General features: G+C 48.8%; 15 protein-coding genes. 7 read left to right on the forward strand and 8 right to left on the reverse strand.

The annotated features are described in order from the left end of the window. Positions 1 to 2 precede the first annotated feature (2 nt). The 3 genes from ACFQNF_RS01120 to ACFQNF_RS01130 all read right to left on the reverse strand — a co-directional run bounded on the left by ACFQNF_RS01120 (position 3) and on the right by ACFQNF_RS01130 (position 1,993). Positions 3 to 689 carry a Crp/Fnr family transcriptional regulator gene (locus tag ACFQNF_RS01120; RefSeq protein ID WP_380185498.1) on the reverse strand — a complete coding sequence of 229 codons (687 nt, stop codon included), beginning with the start codon at positions 687 to 689 and terminating at the stop codon, positions 3 to 5. Positions 690 to 725: 36 nt separating this feature from the next. Further along, positions 726 to 1,496 carry an exodeoxyribonuclease III gene (xth, locus tag ACFQNF_RS01125; protein WP_380185500.1) on the reverse strand — a complete coding sequence of 257 codons (771 nt, stop codon included), beginning with the start codon at positions 1,494 to 1,496 and terminating at the stop codon, positions 726 to 728. Between the two features lie 305 nt (positions 1,497 to 1,801). Further along, positions 1,802 to 1,993 (reverse strand): hypothetical protein, encoded by a 192-nt coding sequence (locus tag ACFQNF_RS01130; protein WP_046350761.1) that lies wholly within the window; start codon positions 1,991 to 1,993, stop codon positions 1,802 to 1,804. 191 nt (positions 1,994 to 2,184) lie between these two features. On the opposite strand from ACFQNF_RS01130, the gene ACFQNF_RS01135 reads away from it, so the two are divergent. The 4 genes from ACFQNF_RS01135 (at position 2,185) to ACFQNF_RS01150 (ending at position 8,039) form a co-directional block, all read left to right on the forward strand. Beyond that, entirely contained in the window at positions 2,185 to 2,661 is a 477-nt protein-coding gene (locus ACFQNF_RS01135; protein WP_380185502.1) for a hypothetical protein, read from the forward strand. Positions 2,662 to 2,876: 215 nt separating this feature from the next. Next, positions 2,877 to 6,005 (forward strand): caspase family protein, encoded by a 3,129-nt coding sequence (locus tag ACFQNF_RS01140; protein WP_380185504.1) that lies wholly within the window; start codon positions 2,877 to 2,879, stop codon positions 6,003 to 6,005. Continuing rightward, the gene (locus tag ACFQNF_RS01145) at positions 6,002 to 7,492 is read left to right on the forward strand and encodes a caspase family protein (protein ID WP_380185506.1); all 1,491 of its coding nucleotides are present in this window, start codon (positions 6,002 to 6,004) and stop codon (positions 7,490 to 7,492) included. Before ACFQNF_RS01140 ends, ACFQNF_RS01145 begins: the two co-directional genes overlap by 4 nt. Positions 7,493 to 7,496: 4 nt before the next feature. Beyond that, a complete protein-coding gene (locus ACFQNF_RS01150) occupies positions 7,497 to 8,039 on the forward strand; it encodes an OmpA family protein (RefSeq protein ID WP_380185508.1) in 543 nt (180 codons plus the stop codon). Between the two features lie 443 nt (positions 8,040 to 8,482). Here ACFQNF_RS01150 and gltS read toward each other — a convergent pair whose 3' ends face one another. Together gltS and ACFQNF_RS01160 are read right to left on the reverse strand one after the other, a co-directional pair. Further along, positions 8,483 to 9,685 carry a sodium/glutamate symporter gene (gene gltS, locus ACFQNF_RS01155; RefSeq protein WP_380185510.1) on the reverse strand — a complete coding sequence of 401 codons (1,203 nt, stop codon included), beginning with the start codon at positions 9,683 to 9,685 and terminating at the stop codon, positions 8,483 to 8,485. Positions 9,686 to 9,967: 282 nt separating this feature from the next. Next, positions 9,968 to 10,336 (reverse strand): Mth938-like domain-containing protein, encoded by a 369-nt coding sequence (locus ACFQNF_RS01160; protein ID WP_380185512.1) that lies wholly within the window; start codon positions 10,334 to 10,336, stop codon positions 9,968 to 9,970. A 150-nt stretch (positions 10,337 to 10,486) separates the two neighbouring features. Between ACFQNF_RS01160 and ACFQNF_RS01165 the strand changes: the two genes are divergently transcribed. From ACFQNF_RS01165 to thrC, 3 genes are all read left to right on the forward strand, one after another. Further along, the gene (locus tag ACFQNF_RS01165) at positions 10,487 to 11,725 is read left to right on the forward strand and encodes a pyridoxal phosphate-dependent aminotransferase (protein WP_380185514.1); all 1,239 of its coding nucleotides are present in this window, start codon (positions 10,487 to 10,489) and stop codon (positions 11,723 to 11,725) included. A 14-nt stretch (positions 11,726 to 11,739) separates the two neighbouring features. Beyond that, entirely contained in the window at positions 11,740 to 13,050 is a 1,311-nt protein-coding gene (locus ACFQNF_RS01170) for a homoserine dehydrogenase (protein ID WP_380185516.1), read from the forward strand. A gap of 457 nt (positions 13,051 to 13,507) precedes the next feature. Continuing rightward, entirely contained in the window at positions 13,508 to 14,920 is a 1,413-nt protein-coding gene (thrC, locus tag ACFQNF_RS01175; protein WP_380185518.1) for a threonine synthase, read from the forward strand. 459 nt (positions 14,921 to 15,379) lie between these two features. Here thrC and ACFQNF_RS01180 read toward each other — a convergent pair whose 3' ends face one another. The 3 genes from ACFQNF_RS01180 to ACFQNF_RS01190 all read right to left on the reverse strand — a co-directional run bounded on the left by ACFQNF_RS01180 (position 15,380) and on the right by ACFQNF_RS01190 (position 16,817). After that, positions 15,380 to 15,616 carry a hypothetical protein gene (locus ACFQNF_RS01180; RefSeq protein ID WP_380185519.1) on the reverse strand — a complete coding sequence of 79 codons (237 nt, stop codon included), beginning with the start codon at positions 15,614 to 15,616 and terminating at the stop codon, positions 15,380 to 15,382. Between the two features lie 217 nt (positions 15,617 to 15,833). Next, positions 15,834 to 16,343 (reverse strand): hypothetical protein, encoded by a 510-nt coding sequence (locus ACFQNF_RS01185; RefSeq protein WP_380185521.1) that lies wholly within the window; start codon positions 16,341 to 16,343, stop codon positions 15,834 to 15,836. A 72-nt stretch (positions 16,344 to 16,415) separates the two neighbouring features. Further along, entirely contained in the window at positions 16,416 to 16,817 is a 402-nt protein-coding gene (locus tag ACFQNF_RS01190) for a hypothetical protein (protein WP_380185523.1), read from the reverse strand. Positions 16,818 to 17,064 lie beyond the last annotated feature (247 nt).

The following is a 17,064-nucleotide window of genomic DNA, read 5'->3' on the forward strand; positions in this document are numbered from 1 at the left end:
ATTTAAGCAGAATGAGGATGCCCCGGCAATTGATCCATCTTCACCAGGCGAATAAAACCCACATCCATCTGAACCCAACCGTATTCCATCCATACGCTCAGCTGTTTATTTACACTTTCACGGCTAGAGCCCACCATATTGGCCAGCTCTTGCTGTGTGAGTTTTAAATCAATCAGCACGCCATTTTCATCTTTAATACCGTGCTGCTTAGCCAACTGCTTGAGCGTTTTACCAAGGCGCTGAGGCAAATTCAAAAACAGCGTATCTTGCAAAAAATCATCTACATAACGCAGGCGCTGACAAAGCGCAGAAATCATCTGATGCATGACCTTAGGGTGCTGCTCCAGATGCTGCATTACACTATCGCGGCGTAAAACCAGCAGCTCACAAGGCTCTAACGTTTCTACCGTGGCCGTGCGCAGGCCGCCATCCAGCATGGCGATTTCGCCAAACATTTCTCCGGCTTCCAGAATGCAAATGGTTGCTTCTTTGCCTTCATCGCTGCTGCGTACCACTTTTAAACGACCATGCAAAACCGCAAACATCTCATCCCCCACCGAGCCCTGCACCACCACCATTTGCTTAGCGCGCAAGCTGCGTAACTCAGTCTGAGTGGCCAGCTCAGTTAATTCTGCGTAACTTAAATCGCAAAATAAACTGCTACCCGATAATAATTTAGCCTTATCCATACAGATTCTCTTTGGGGTTTATTTACTACATATAGCTTAAATCGACAGGCTGGCAATCACCGGCGTGTGATCAGACGGCCGCTCATTTTTTCTAGGCTCACGATCAATCACGCAAGCACTGCATAAAGGCACTAATTCTTTCGATAATAAAATATGATCTATTCGCATACCGGCGTTCTTTCTAAACCCAAAACCACGATAATCCCACCAAGAAAACGACTTCTCCGGCTGATCAAATAAGCGATATGAATCCGTTAAGCCTAAATCTAGCAAAGCCTGAAATGCATCGCGCTCTGGCTCTGAAACTAAAACCTGCCCTACCCATTTTGCCGGATCATGCACATCGATATCATGGGGAGCAATATTATAATCACCCAGCAAGGCTAATTTAGAATGTGCGGCCATTTCTGTTTTTAACCAAGCAGTAAGTGCTTCCAACCATGATAGTTTATAGGGGTATTTATCTGAATCTAATGACTGACCATTGGGAATATAAGCACAAACAAGCCGCACCCCTTTTACCGTAGCGACAATCAGGCGAACCTGATGATCGACAAAACCGGGGATATTCACCACTACATCGCTGATTGCTTCCCGTGCAATAATCGCCACGCCGTTATACGTTTTTTGTCCGGCAAACACCACATGAAAACCCGCAGCCTCTATCTCTGCCTGCGGGAAATTAACGTCTTCCATTTTTGTTTCTTGCAGGCAAAGCGCGGTGACTTCCGGATTAGCCGCCAACCACTCCAGCACCTGCGGCAGCCGCACTTTAAGACTATTCACGTTCCATGTAACAATTTGCATAATGCGCTGTATTCCTTTGATTCAATCAACTTATGCGGCCATTCTAGCTAAACAAGCCCAGCTATTTAACTTTATTCTTGCACAGAATCAAAATAGCCTCATTAAGCACATATTGTACTGAAGGTTTGCATCGGATAAATAGGGGCTCTAATGCCAACTATTACGCATTCATCATTAATGCCGCAGCCTCATCAAGACTAGCCAGTGTACGGGTCAAAAACGAAAAATAAATTAAAGCACCCAATACCATGGCGCTATTTAGCAAAAAACCACCGTTTAAGGTGGTTTTTAATACTGAGCAATCACTATCGATGAGATAAATCCAGCGCCTGAAAAATGGCTAGAAATTGATGCTGCCCCACATGAAACTTGCAAAGAACCGGGTTTTCCAGCTCGTCCGAGCTGCCTGGAAAGCCCTCAATCGTATAAGCGGTCTTGATGGTTCTGCCCTTGTCAGCGGCGTGGAATACTCTTTCCCCAATATTAAATGACTCCATCTCACACATTCCTTTCATTACAGTTTCAGGAGTAATCAGCTTATCCTTAATATATCTTTCTAGATAGCCTTATCCCCTTGACTGGAAACAAAGAAAGCGCAAACAGGCTCTGGCAAGATAAACCGTTACGCCACCAGCAAGACGTGATTTCACTGCTAAGATAACTTATCCTATTTTATGCTGGGGCTGTTATGTTGCGTAGCATCTTAAGTGGAGCACTCATGCTGCTGCTAGCCGCCTGTGCCTCTGGCCCCAACGAAGCGATTTCTAAACCACAGGCAGAAATTAAATTTGTGGATTACAAAGGTTTCGATCGGGATTTAATCAACTCACTGAATGCCCCCTTGCCTAAAATTCAGGTCGCATTTTATGAGCAAATCACCCCTAATGCCCTACCCGAACGCGTCCAGAAATGGATGGCCGCAGTAGAAGCCAACGGAGGTAAAGTAGATATCACCTTACCAAAATCTAATTCAACGATTTCTGCCAAAAGCCCTCTGCTTATTATTAGCTTGATTACCTCGCTTTGGTCTGCCAATAAAATGGTGCAAGAAATCAGTGGCGAGGCACAATTTAATGCCGCCAGCCTCTACAACGCGGAAGTCATTTTAAAATACGATGAAAGCAATAAAATGGTGATTGATAAAATCATTTTCCATAAAAAATAAACGACCCCGACAATTCAATCAGAGCCATGCCCACATCTGCATGGCCCGCAAAATAGCGCTGCCTGCCGTATATCAACGAAATCCCCGTCTGCTTTTAACAATATGATCCAGCCCGCCTTTTCATCGCCAAGCACTGCATAAATTACCCGCCAAATTTTGAGCACTTCTATAGTGAGGGGAGTCGTTTTTAACGGCATCAAAGGCAGAAGTGCAGTATGAAACGCTTTATTCTTCTCGCTCTTCTCTCCACATTCTCCGCATGGGCATGGGGTGAAAGTGTGCCGGTGCTGCGTTTAGATACGCCCCAGCACCACGCCCCTATACGCCGCATTGCCGTTGATGCCACAGAACAATGGCTGCTGACTGCGGGAGACGATAAAACAGCCCGCATCTGGCAGCTGCCTGCAGGGAACCCCGTTGGGGTATTGCGAGTGCCTGTTGGTACAGGCTTTGAAGGTCGGCTATATGCCTTAACAATCAGCCCGGATGGTAAAACAATCGCCATCGCCGGGGATACCGGCGCAGCCAATGGCCCGATGCGCGTGTGGTTTTTTGATCGCGCCAGCACCCGCCTGATCCGCACCACGCTACTGGGCCCCGGTGAAATCAAGCAATTGCGCTACTCACCTGACGGGCAAACGCTGGCCGCCTGCTCGGCGAGCACCCCCACTTTGTGGCTGATCTCTGCTCAAGGCAAAGTGCTGACTAATCAGCTACTGCAAGGCAATTGCTATGGAATGGATTTTTCGCCGCAAGGATGGCTGGCGATCAGCGAATTCAATCGCAAACTATCGATCTGGCACTGGCGCAATGGCGAGCTTAAGCCATTAGCCGAAACACGCGATTTAGCAGGCGATTTACCCGTGAGTGTGGCTTTCTCTCCCGACGGGCAAAAGCTAGCCTTAGGCTATGTGGATATCCAAGCCCCCGTGGACATCTGGGATAGCAGCCAGCTCAGCAATGGCCAACTCAAGCTGTTGCAACGCTTTAAAAATAACGATCTACCCTTTGGTGCACTCAGTAATGTTGCTTGGTCATCCAACGGGCAAAACCTTGCAGCAGCGGGCAGCGCTTATCGAAAAGAGCCTAATTACGTACTGCGCCGCTGGGATATCGCCAATGGCCGCGCCACCGACGTAGTCATCAATAGCAATACCGTGACGGCATTGCGTGCCTTGCCCGATGGCAGCCTGCTGTTTGCAGGATTTAATGGCCGCTGGGGCAGAGCTTTTAGCGATGAGCGCATAGAAACACAGCCATTGGCTATCGCTGATTTACGCGGCGCAGACAATCTACAAATAGCGAATGACGGCTTGGCGGTGCAATGGACTTACCAATACGGCGAGCAAACAGCTTGGTTTAATTTGCATGAGCGGATTATCCGCATGGGCCGCGCGCCCAAAAGCCTGCAAAGCGCCTCCACACGCGGCTTTAGCCAGTGGGAGAATCACCGCCAGCCCGAGTTTGCGGGTAAACCGATCGCACTGGCTCCTGGTGAATCTTCCCGCAGCGCAGCGCGGCTAGGGGAAGATGGCCTGCTTGGCGCTGATTTTTTTATTCGCAGGCTAGATACCAGCGGCAAAGTGAGCTGGCAGATTCCCAGCGGTGGCGAAGCAAGGGCGATTGTGCCCACTGCCGATAATAAACGTTTTGTCTCTGCGCATAGCGATGGCACATTGCGCTGGTATCAAGCTTCGAACGGCCAGCTTTTACTCTCGCTCTTTCTGCACCCCGACGGCATACGCTGGGTGATGTGGACACCCCAAGGCTATTACGATGCCAGCCCCGGCAGCGATCAACTATTGGGTTGGCAAATTAACCGGGGGCCAGACCGCCAGCCCGACTTCTTCCCGGTAGGGAAATTTCGTAAAACTTATCACCGCCCCGATGTGATTGATGAATATCTCAATGGCTGGGATATTGATCTAGCCATAAAGGCCGCCAACAGCGCCATTCTTGCCGAGCAGCTCAGCCCGCCCAAGCCTGCCCCTCTATCGATCAGCCAGATTTTACCGCCAGTGGTGGAGCTCATGTCCCCCGGAGAAATCACCACCGCCGCCGACCAGCTCGCCATTGAGGTGGTAGTACGCAGCCCGGCGGACGCTAAAGCACAGGTTTTAAAAGTGCGGGTAAATGGGGTTGAATCAGATATCAAAAATCAGATTGATGCCAGCAAGCTTGCCAACGGCCAGCCCATGCGAATTAGCTTTCCGCTACCTGCACAAGCCGCCAGCGTGACCATTGTATCTGGCAGCCCCAATGGCTTTTCGCCCGTAGCCTTGCTGAGGGTTAACCGGCCTCCGCTTCCGCAGCCAGCGCCCACGGTTAGCCTTACACCCGCCCCCGCAGCCACACCCATCCCAATGCCCAGCAAACTGCCTGTACCGCTAGCCGCAACGCCGGCCCCCACACCAAGCAAAATAATAAACCCGCCCACCATTACACCCGTCCCCAGCAAGGTGATCGCCCCTGCGCCCGCTATCCCTACTCCAACTAAAGTAGCGATCGCTATGCCAGCCCCTGTGCCAAGCAAGATCAGCACAGCAAGCCCTGCTCCCGTGGTATTGAAACCACCCCCACCCGGCAAACCCAAGCTTTTTGTACTGGCCGTGGGGGTCAGCAAATATGCAAATCCAGACTACGATTTAGGCTTGGCAGAAAAAGATGCCCGCGACTTTAGCCGCAGCATGGAAGCACAGCGTAAAGGATCGCTCTATGGTGAGGTGTCTACTTTATTACTCACCGATAGTAAGGCCACCCGTAGCCAAATACTGGAAGGGCTGAAATGGCTGCAAAGCAATGTCAGCAATAAAGATACTGCCGTGCTGTTTTTAGCCGGGCATGGCGTTACCCGCAAAGACCGGCGCTATTTCTTTTTACCGCACGATGTAGACACCAAGCGCCTTGATGAAACCGCCGTCGCCAACGAGCAATTTACCGAATTTATTGCCCAGACCAAGGGGCAGCGCATTTTCTTTATCGATACCTGCCATGCGGGGAACGCCTTGGGCGGGCGACGTTTTAGCCATGATATTGGCCAGATCGTGAATGACTTATCGTCAGATGAAAATGGCGTGGTGGTGTTTTCATCCAGCACCGGCAAGCAGCTTTCGCAAGAGAACCGGGACTGGGGCAATGGCGCTTTTACCAAAATTTTGGTGCAAGGCATCAATGGAGCGGCCGATTTTCGTAAAACCGGCTGGGTAACACAAAAAGGGCTGGATTTTTACTTATCGTCCGAAGTGCCCCAGCTCACCAAGGGCGAGCAAACGCCCTTTACCATTATTCCGTTTGGCATCCCGGATTTTCCGATTACGGAACGCATTAAAGGAGTATCAAAATGAATAAATGGCTCCCGCTACTGGGCCTGCTGCTGCTCGGCTTACAGCAAAATGCATGGGCTGAGAAAAAAGCACTGATTTTTACCGTTTCAGAATATCCCAAGCATATTGGCACACTGCGCGGCGTGCGCTACGACGCCGAAAATGCCCGTCAGCTCGCCAATGCCATGGGCATAAATGATAGCAATATCGTGCTTTATAAAGACGCCCAACTCGATTTAAAAGGCATGCGCAATGCGTTGGAGCAATTTGCCAATGGCGTAAACGAAGGCGATCAAGTGTTTTTTTATTACTCCGGCCACGGCGGGCAGCAAGTAGTGCAAGGCGGTACACGCTGTGCCGTAGGCTTAATCAGCGTAGATGGCAAGATTTTGCTAGATAGTGAGCTGCAACAGTTTTATCAAAAAATAGAAAATAAAACCTCACAACTACTCACCTTTGTGGACGCTTGTTTTTCCGGAGGTATTTTGAATAATGTGGTTACCCGCTCGCTGGATCAACCCAAAATCAGCCCCAAATTCTGGGGCGGCAGAGAAATCAGTAGCAAAAGCCAAGCGGTATGCGCCAAACCCATCAATGTATTAACCCGCGCCATTGACGAACACCAAGCCGACTCAGGCAGCATCAATCATGTGTATATCACCGCATCGCGCGAGAATGAGATTTCATTTGATGAAGAAAACAGCGGTGGCATGGTCACCGTGGCTTGGCGGCAATGCCTGAAATCAGCGCCTGATCTGGATCGCAGCGGCGCGCTATCTGTGGCCGAAATACAGCAATGCGCGCAAAAAAAACTAGAAGACCGGCTTGCTGGCACCAGTGATTTTAAAGCCAGCAATATCACAGTACGGGGCAAGCGCGAATCGGTCTTCCAACTGCTTGCAAGCCCCAATGCCCCAAAGCCGCAAACCCCAACCACGCTCAGCCCGCCGGTAGAAAAACCAATCGTTGTTGCCTCGCTGGCCCCTCAAGTACCGAGCACCATCAACCTGCAAGCCACGCTAAATGACCTTTACCAAAGCCGGGATGAACGGCGCACTGTAAAACTAAAAACCAGCAAGGAAGGAAACTACCACATTGGTGATGCGCTCAGCTTTGAAATACAAAGCAGCCATTCAGGCTATGTGTATGTGCTAATGGTGGGATCAGACAACAAAACCTTTGACATGCTCTACCCCAATCAACTGGCCATTAATAATTTCCTGACCAGATCCTTGCCGCTGCCTTTACCTGGCAAAGGCTGGAAAATGAGATTAGCCGAGCCTGCGGGCAGCAACCGCCTGTTAGTCATAGTCAGCGATGCACCCCGCGATTTTTCCCAATTAAGCTATCAAAAAATTGGGCCATTCTCTATTTTTAATGGCACAGCAAGCAGCCAATACGATTTACAAAGTGCCATGCAAGCGCTATCTCCCAAGCAAAAATGCGATAGCAGAGTCACGTGCACTTCATCCTACGGTGCAGCCTTGCTTGATATCACTGCGGAGTAACATCATGAACACCAGAATTTTGCTAGCCCCCCTCATCCTTATCCCGCTTTTATTCAACAGCTATGCCGCCGAGCCGAATAATAGCGAACAGATGATTGAATCGCTGCTACCTAAAACAATGACACGTAATATTGTGATCGAAGAAGACGGCGAAGTCGCCCCACCCAGCCAGCAAGCTGGCAACCCCAGTATTTCGATTCCCATCGTGTTTGAATATGGCTCCAGCCGCCTCACCCCCGGCAGCCGCAGCACACTAGACACCATCGCCCGAGCGCTGAATCACCCCAAACTGCAAGCCTATCAATTTTTAATTGAAGGCCACACCGACGGTAAAGGCAGCAGCGAAACCAATCAAACCCTATCAGAAAAACGCGCCGCCGCCGTGCGAGCCTACCTCAGCGGCCCCCGCCATGTAGAGCAAGTACGTTTACTTGTGATCGGCAAGGGAGCAAGCGAACTCCTCCTCCCCGACGAGCCCTATGCCGCCGCCAACCGCCGGGTGAAATTTGTAAATGTGGGGAAAATACAGGGGGGTAAAGTGGAGTAAATATCAAGATGGATGAATGATTAAAGCGCATAGGTACAAACCACGAAGTGTTTCGTACCTATCGCCATTCAAAGCGCATCACTATTCCAATTTAAGTGCATAGGGTAAATAGGGTTGGTTAATTATTCATTTCACCATGCAATTCAAATGCACTACTTATCATCTTCCCCCTCCTTTTAAGGCATAAAAAACCATCTACTAAGCAAAAACAGCCTCACCCAAAAGTGTAATGCCGTTCACTTAAGGTATTGGTTTTGCTTCCCCCTTAGAAAAAGGGGGATTGAGGGGGATTTGCCTTGAGTTTTTTGCTTATTATTAAGCCCAACATCAACTACAAATCCCCCCTAGCCCCCTTTACAAAGGGGGAACTCAAACAAAACCGCTTAAGTGAACGGCATTACACCCAAAGGCAAGACTTTAACGTTCATCCGCTTAACTATTAATCACCCATAAATCGGCAACAATAAAAACAGCTTAATCAAAATCGCATTGGCAATATCAATAAAGAAAGCGCCAACCATAGGGACGACCAAGAAAGCGATATGCGAAGGGCCGAAGCGCTCGGTAACGGCTTGCATATTGGCAATCGCGGTAGGCGTAGCGCCTAGGCCAAAGCCGCAGTTACCGGCAGCTAAAACCACGGCATCGTAATTCTTACCCATCACGCGGAAGGTGACAAAGATGGCGAAGAGCGCCATTACTGTGGCTTGCAACGCCAAAATGCCCAGCATAGGCAGAGCTAATGAGCCTAATTCCCATAAGCGTAGTGTCATCAAGGCCATGGCTAAAAACAGCGATAAGCTTACATTACCTAATACCGATACGCCACGATCAAAGACTTGGTAAATACCCAGAGCAGATAAGCCGTTTCTCAGCACCACACCAATAAATAACACGCACACAAAACCCGGCAATTCAAAGGCAGTGCCTTTTAATAGCGTGGCTAGCGCCGATCCCGCCATCAGGCTTACGGCAATCAGGGCCAGTGTTTCGATAAAGACTTGGGGAGTAATCAGACGCACAGCATGTGGCTGCTCAAAGGACGTGGGGCTATCGTCGCTATTACGTTCAGAGCCGGGGATTTGTACTTTTTTAACCAGATAACGCGCAACCGGCCCGCCAATTAAGCCGCCCATCACCAGACCAAATGTGGCACAAGCCATGGCGACTTCGGTGGCGGATGCTAAGCCGTATTTCTCGCCAAACACGGCACTCCACGCAGCGCCCGTACCGTGACCGCCCGACATAGTGATCGATCCGCCCAATAGGCCAAGCAGAGGGCTGATGCCCATGGCGCTGGCAGCGGCAATCCCGACGATGTTTTGCATCATCAGCATGGAAACCACCACACCAGTAAAGATAACGAGAGTACGGCCGCCCTTTTTCAGGCTGGCAAGATCTGCATTCAAGCCGATACTGGCAAAGAATGCGAGCATCAACGGCGTTTGCATACCGGTATCAAACTTTACTTCAGCCCCAAAACTCAGCCGTCCAAGCAGCAGTAAAACAGCGACCAATAAGCCTCCGACCACAGGCTCGGGGATGCTGTAATTACGCAGCGGCGGTGACCACTCAACAATTTTTCGCCCTAATAATAAAACCAGCGATGCTGCGACTAAAGTACCGTAAAAATCGAGTTGAAGCATATTCACCCTTATTGTCTTTATATAACCAATAACATTGAAATATTACATAAGAATATTTAGCTGCTTTATTCAGGCCGTGATTAAACAAGTCATTTATATTTAATACAAGCGAGGAAAACCCGACTCAAATCCCGTAATTCGTCATAAAGGTAAAAATAACCAAGGATAAATGACTATATCAATTTACTTTATGCCATGACCATCTACAGCGTAGGCTGTATTATTCCAAATAAATAATTATATGGTATTAAATATAACGATTCACCGCATTTACGCTGCAAATTAATTATGCACAATCAACGCCACTACCTTGCGATCTTCCGAAGTCAAAATATTAAAGGTGCGGCACAGTGCGCCGGTGTCCATCACATCCAGACCAATATGCGCGGCTGCTAGTGCACTATAGAGCCGCGGATGTGGAAAGCGAATGGTTTTTCCTGTGCCCAATAAAACCACTTCAGGCTTATACGCCAGCACCGCAGTAAAATCGACCTCAGTTAAATCATCAAAGCCCAAAGGCCGCCAAACATGGACCTCGCTAGCGGTAACCAGCACATTACCCTGATATTGCTCGGTATTCACCCGCACAAAATCGTCACCATAGCCTGAGAACTGATTCAGATTTTCGATGGCGGTATGTTGTAATTTCATGATGATTTCCCAATTAAAGACTCTGTATTTTAACTTAATCGCTGACGGATACGTTTTTGTATTCATTTTTTTGTTTTCGTCATCACGAATAAGTGCAGTGCAGCACAATCTTTCGTTAGAATATGAGGTCCTAGCCTATAAGCCGCTGCCATGACTACCATTCTTAAATCAAACAAATTACAAAATGTCTGTTACGAGATTCGTGGGCCAGTTCCTGAGCGAGCGCGTCAGATGGAAGAAGAAGGCCAGCGCATTATCAAGCTGAATATCGGCAATCTGGCGCCGTTTGGCTTTGATGCCCCCGAAGAAGTGGTGCAAGACATGATTCGCAACCTGCCCAATTCCGCAGGCTATGTCGACTCCAAAGGCCTGTTTCAGGCGCGTAAAGCCATTATGCATTACACGCAATCCAAAAATATTAGCGATGTGACGGTAGACGATATTTATATTGGCAATGGCGCATCCGAGCTAATCGTGATGGCTATGCAAGGCCTGCTTAACGATGGCGATGAAGTCTTGGTGCCGATGCCGGATTATCCGCTCTGGACGGCCGCAGTCAGCTTAGCAGGCGGCACGCCGCGCCACTACTTATGTGATGAAGCCAATGAATGGTATCCATCGCTGGATGATATTCGCAGCAAAATCAGCGCCAAAACCAAAGCCATTGTAATTATCAACCCGAATAATCCAACGGGCGCTTTATATCCTGATTCGCTGCTCAAAGACATTATTCAAATTGCGCGTGAACATAGCCTGATTATTTACGCCGATGAAATCTACGACAAAGTGCTTTACGACGGCGCAACGCATACCTCGATTGCTTCTTTAGAATCAAAAGAGAAGGATATTTTGTTTGTCACCTTTAACGGCTTATCCAAAAATTATCGCGCTTGTGGCTTTAGAGCGGGTTGGATGTTTGTCTCTGGCAATAAGAAAATAGCAAAAGATTATATCGAGGGACTGAATATCCTCGCTACCATGCGACTCTGCGCCAATGTGCCCGCCCAATACGCAATTCAAACCGCGCTGGGCGGATATCAGAGCATTAATGATTTAGTCAAACCCACAGGCAGACTCGCTAAGCAACGCGATCTGGCCTACAAGCTGCTCACGGAGATCCCGGGAGTAAGCTGTGTAAAACCAAGAGCAGCGCTCTATATGTTCCCCAAGCTTGACCCGGCCATTTACCCGATTGCCGACGATCAGCAATTTATTTTAGAGCTATTACAAGAAGAGAAAGTGCTGTTGGTACAAGGCACTGGCTTTAACTGGCAACAGCCTGATCATTTCCGCGTGGTGTTCTTACCCAATCTAGATGATCTAACTGACGCCATTGCCCGCATTGCCCGCTTCTTAGAAAACTATCGAAAACGTCACGGCACAGCTTAATTCAAGGAAAATAAATGAAACCCATCAATGTAGGTTTATGCGGTGTAGGCACCGTAGGCGGCGGAACGGTTACGGTTCTAAAACGCAATGCCATCGAAATCAGCCGCCGCGCAGGCAGGCCGATTGTGATTACCATGGCAGCCAACCGTGATCTGGTCCGTGCTCGTGAGCTATGTGGTGATGACATCACCCTGACTACCGACGCTATGGATGTAGTCAACAACCCAGAAATCGACATTGTGGTGGAACTCATTGGCGGCACCACCATCGCCAAAGACTTAGTCCTGGCTGCCATTGCCAATGGCAAGCATGTGGTGACCGCAAATAAAAAACTGATCGCCGAATACGGCAATGAGATTTTCGCCCGCGCCACAGAAAAAGGCGTGATGGTTTCATTTGAAGCCGCCGTAGCAGGCGGTATTCCGATTATTAAAGCGCTGCGTGAAGGCCTGACCGCCAATAAAATTGAATGGGTGGCCGGCATTATCAATGGCACATCTAACTTTATCCTGACAGAAATGCGCGATAAAGGCTTGGCCTTTGCCGATGTTTTAAAAGAAGCACAACGCCTTGGCTACGCCGAAGCGGATCCTACTTTTGATATCGAAGGCCACGATGCTGCACATAAGCTCACCATCATGAGCGCGATTGCCTTTGGTATTCCGGTGCAATTTGATAAGGCTTACCTGGAAGGCATTAGCAAGCTGGCCGCCATTGATATCCAGTACGCACAAGAGCTGGGCTATCGTATCAAGCTACTCGGCATGACTCGCCGCCGCGAGCAAGGCATTGAGCTGCGCGTTGCCCCTACGCTAATCCCTGCCAGCCGCCTAATCGCCAATGTAGATGGCGTGATGAATGCGATTTTAGTGAAGGGCGATGCCGTCGGTGCCACTATGTATTACGGCCCCGGTGCAGGTGCCGAGCCAACGGCGTCTTCCGTGATTGCCGATCTGGTGGATATCACCCGCCTGCATACCGCAGACCCAGAGCAACGCGTGCCGCATCTGGCTTTTCAGCCTTCGCAAATTGCAGATCTGCCGATTCTGCCGATCGAAGAAATCGAAACCTGCTACTACCTGCGTATCAATACCGAAGACAAGCCTGGCGTGCTGGCCGATATCACTCGCTTACTTGCCGACAACGATATTTCGGTAGATGCCATGTTGCAGCGCCCGATTGCAGGGGACGCGCGTGCCGATATCATCATCATCACGCATCTGGCCGTAGAAAAACACGTCAACACCGCCATCAAAGGCATCGAAGCCCTGCCAAGCATCACCGGCGCAATCGTGCGCTTACGCCTTGAGCATTTGAACGGCTAATACATATTAAAATCTAAAAGTTCTGTAGACACAGAGGACACGGAGAAAAGCAAAGGCGAGAAAAAGCTGAGAAAACTGTCGTTGATGAGGCTAGGTAGGGCGGGTGCAACCCGCCGCTTTTGCAATATATTTGTTGTATAGCGGCGGGTTGCACCCCAATCCTATTAACTCAATGTCAAAAACAGGACAAAGCTTGGTTTTGCGTAGGGTGTGCAAGTCGTTTTTCTTGCGCGCCGCTCTCGGTGCGCAACGACTGCGTCGTTGTACACCCTACGAAATGCCAATTCATCTAAAGACAAAAGCTTAAGTTGATAGGATTGGGTTGCACCCCAATTTAAGCCATGCAAGCGAGTATGCTGCCCTTGTCGCTTGAGTTTCCTTTGACTTTCCTCGCCCTTGCCTTGCTCCGTGTCCTCCGTGTCTACAGACTTTAGGGTTTATTAAAGGTCTAAAAATCATGCGCTATATCTCTACTCGCGGCGGTATGCCACCCCAGTCTTTTTCAGCCATTTTGCTCGGCGGTCTAGCGCCTGACGGCGGCTTGGTGATGCCAGAAGTTTGCCCGCGCCTCACGCAAGCCGATTTAGAACGTCTCGCCCCCCTGCCCTATGCCGAGCTGGCTTTTGAAGTGATTCGTCTGTTTGTCGACGATATTCCCGAAGCAGATTTAAAAGCGCTAGTCGCAAAAACTTACACCGCCGAAGTGTTTGGTTCCGCCGACATTACGCCGATCAAAACACTGGCTCCTAATCTGCATCTGCAACAGCTCTCTAATGGCCCAACGCTGGCTTTTAAAGATATGGCGATGCAGCTGCTCGGCAATCTATTTGAATATGTGCTGGCGCGTGACGATAAAGAAATCAATATCGTCGGCGCAACCTCAGGGGATACCGGCTCGGCGGCGGAATACGCCATGCGCGGCAAAAAGGGCGTGAATGTATTTATGCTCAGCCCAGCTGGCAAAATGAGCCCCTTCCAACGCGCGCAGATGTTTAGCCTGCAAGACGCCAACATCCACAATATCGCGGTCAAGAGCATGTTTGATGCCTGCCAAGATATGGTGAAAGCCATCAATAACGATGCCGCGTTTAAGCAGGATTACAAAATTGGCGCGGTGAATTCGATCAACTGGGGCCGCGTAGTGGCGCAGATTTGCTACTACTTCAAAGGCTATTTTGCCGTGGCAAAAACCGTCGGCGAGCCAGTCGATTTCTGCGTGCCTTCGGGCAACTTTGGCAATATCTGTGCGGGCCATATGGCACGCCAGATGGGCCTGCCGATTCGCCGTCTGATTGTAGCCACCAATGAAAACGATGTACTGGACGAGTTTTTCAGCAGCGGCGGCTATCACCCGCGCGGCCTTGATCGCACTTTCGAAACATCCAGCCCATCGATGGATATCACCAAAGCCTCTAATTTAGAGCGCTTTGTATTCGATCTGCTAGGCCGCGATGCAGGCAAATTATCGCTTCTATGGAAAGGCATCGATGCAGGCATCGGCTTTGATTTAAGCGCGGACGATTTTGCCAAAATGCGCGAGGTGTATGGCTTTAGATCCAGCCGCAGCACCCATCAGGATCGCCTCGATAATATCCGCAGCGTGTTTGAAACCTATGGCGTAGAAATCGACCCTCACACCGCCGACGGCTACAAAGCAGCCATTGAGCACAGAGATGCCAACGTCGCCATGGTCATCCTTGAAACCGCCCTGCCCGCCAAGTTTGAAGACACCATGCTGGAAGCCATCGGCCAAAAACCACAACGCCCGGCATCCTTGCAAAACTTAGAGGATTTACCGCAGCGTTTTGATGTACTGGAAGCAGACGTGGCGGCGCTTAAGGCTTATTTGGTGGAGCGGATTAAAGCCTAGAGCGCTGATGCCACGCACTTAAGCAATTTTGCTTGAGTTCCCCCTTTGTAAAAGGGGGGCTAGGGGGGATTTGCAGTTGATATTGGGCTTAAATATGCAAAAAACCAAAGGCAAATCCCCCTCAATCCCCCTTTTTCTAAGGGGGAAGCACAACCAACACCGTAAGTGAACGGCATTACCCCTAGTCCCCCTTTTTTACCAACTGCATTGCCATTAAGCAAAAAGACCTATAGCCCTGTAGGGCGGGTTGGCCGGAGGTGTAACCCGCGATTGGCTGAGTATTCAGCTGGGCAATATAGTAAATAAGCAAAGGGATCTGTACTTCTCAACCATCGTTCAGCGCGGGTGAATGAAGCCAACCCGCCCTACATGGCTTTTCGATTTAACTCATGCTGCGTAATGCGTCTGGAAAAACCACCAGACTTATTACGCCCTACAAATTCATTGCGACTTACGGCCTTAATCTTCGATAACCTTGTTACCACATTTTTCACAGATACGATGACGAGAAAATTCGTCCATTGAAGCGATAAACGCACCAAGAAACCAACTCTTTATTGCGCCATGTAAAAATTCTTTAAACTTACTGTTTTGCTCACCTTTGAATGGATTAGTTTTTCTAACCAAAACAACGATATGGTTCGTATCAACACCACAAATAGAACAATGATGGATTTCAGACGTATGTTGCGTCATTTTTTCTCCATTGAATGCTAACAAAATGTAAACACCATAAAATTGCAAAAAACAAAAGAGTAGCGAGAGTAGCGGGTCAGGTCTTGCGTTCTACATAAGAAAAAATTTACAGTGGCTTGAAAAACATCTTTAATTGATTAATTGATTAATTGATTAATTAATGTCAAATGTAAGAGCTGACCATATAGGTTCTATAGGTTCGTAGGTTCGTATAAACTCATAGGTTTTCTCGTGTAACCAAGCCATGCTCGTAGATGAGGTCGGTAGTAAGGATGACCAGTGCCTCCCGCAGCGGCGATACCACGCGACCCACAGTGATAGTGACCTTGGTGTACGTCTTGAGTGCGGGTTTGCCTTGGTAGTCTGTCAGGCGAATGCTGCGACTCGGATCAGGGACGAAGAGCACTGTTTCCTCGCCATCCTCGCGAGGAGTTACGTCTACGAGCTTGCCAGTCTCGGTTACCCAGATAGTGTGGAAGTGGGATTCAACCGTTCTCGTCGATTCGTGATGCCAAATCAGCCACCCAGAAATGGTGAAGCCTGACCGCTCGTATTTACATTGCAGCCAAGCATTGATATGACACTCGCGAGCCTCAGGTGGAAACTTGGTCGGTTCGGTGAAAGGCAGCCAAACGGCGGCTCCTCGATCAACCCCTAGAACAGCAAGCAGACTAACGATGTCTTCGTCCATTGCGAGCGGGGTACTGAGACGGTCTTCGGAGGGCATTTTCTTCGACCTAACGTTTGAATTAAGGGGCTGGCTTTAGCCAGCCCCGCTTGAATGATGGGGTGGGCAAGCTCACTTAATAGCTTGCCATTCTTTTAGAACTCTATTGCTAACGCCATTTGAGAAGCTATCGAGTTCGTCTCTGTACGTTTTTGTAACTCTACCTTCAGCTGCTTTCCGAAGGTTTTCTGAATTGGTTTTAAATATCTTCTTTTCTTCGTTGTCATGAGCGAATAATAATAAAAGTTTTTGTTCTTTAGCAATAAAACTGGCTTGTGCAGTTGAAAGCGATTTGTCATCTGCGGCAATTCCATAAATCAACTCGGCTGCACCAATTAGCTCAGCTCCAGCATCTCTTAGGCTGTTCATCCATTTTTCTCGAATAGTTTTTTTCCAAGAACGAACTGCCCAAGTTAAACCGATTATGTTTACGATTAAAATATACAAAACGGGGTTAGAAAAGATGGCGCACATTTTTAGTTCCTTATAATTACCCAACAAGATATAGACACCCTAAAATGGCAGAAAAACCACCACCTACAGTGCATAAAAATACCAAGCTCCTTGAAACACTTTACCGAGCTTAGCCTGAATTATTTTATGCCGTCATACTACACCAAATTGAACGAAGACTTACACCATGTCCGTACTGTCAATAACTAGAAAAACAACTGGGGTCAGGCCTTACATTTTACATAGGATAAAATTTAAAGTTGTTTCA

It is taken from the genome of Iodobacter arcticus (genome assembly GCF_042664895.1).
In the GTDB taxonomy this organism is placed as follows: Bacteria; Pseudomonadota; Gammaproteobacteria; order Burkholderiales; family Chitinibacteraceae; genus Iodobacter; species Iodobacter arcticus.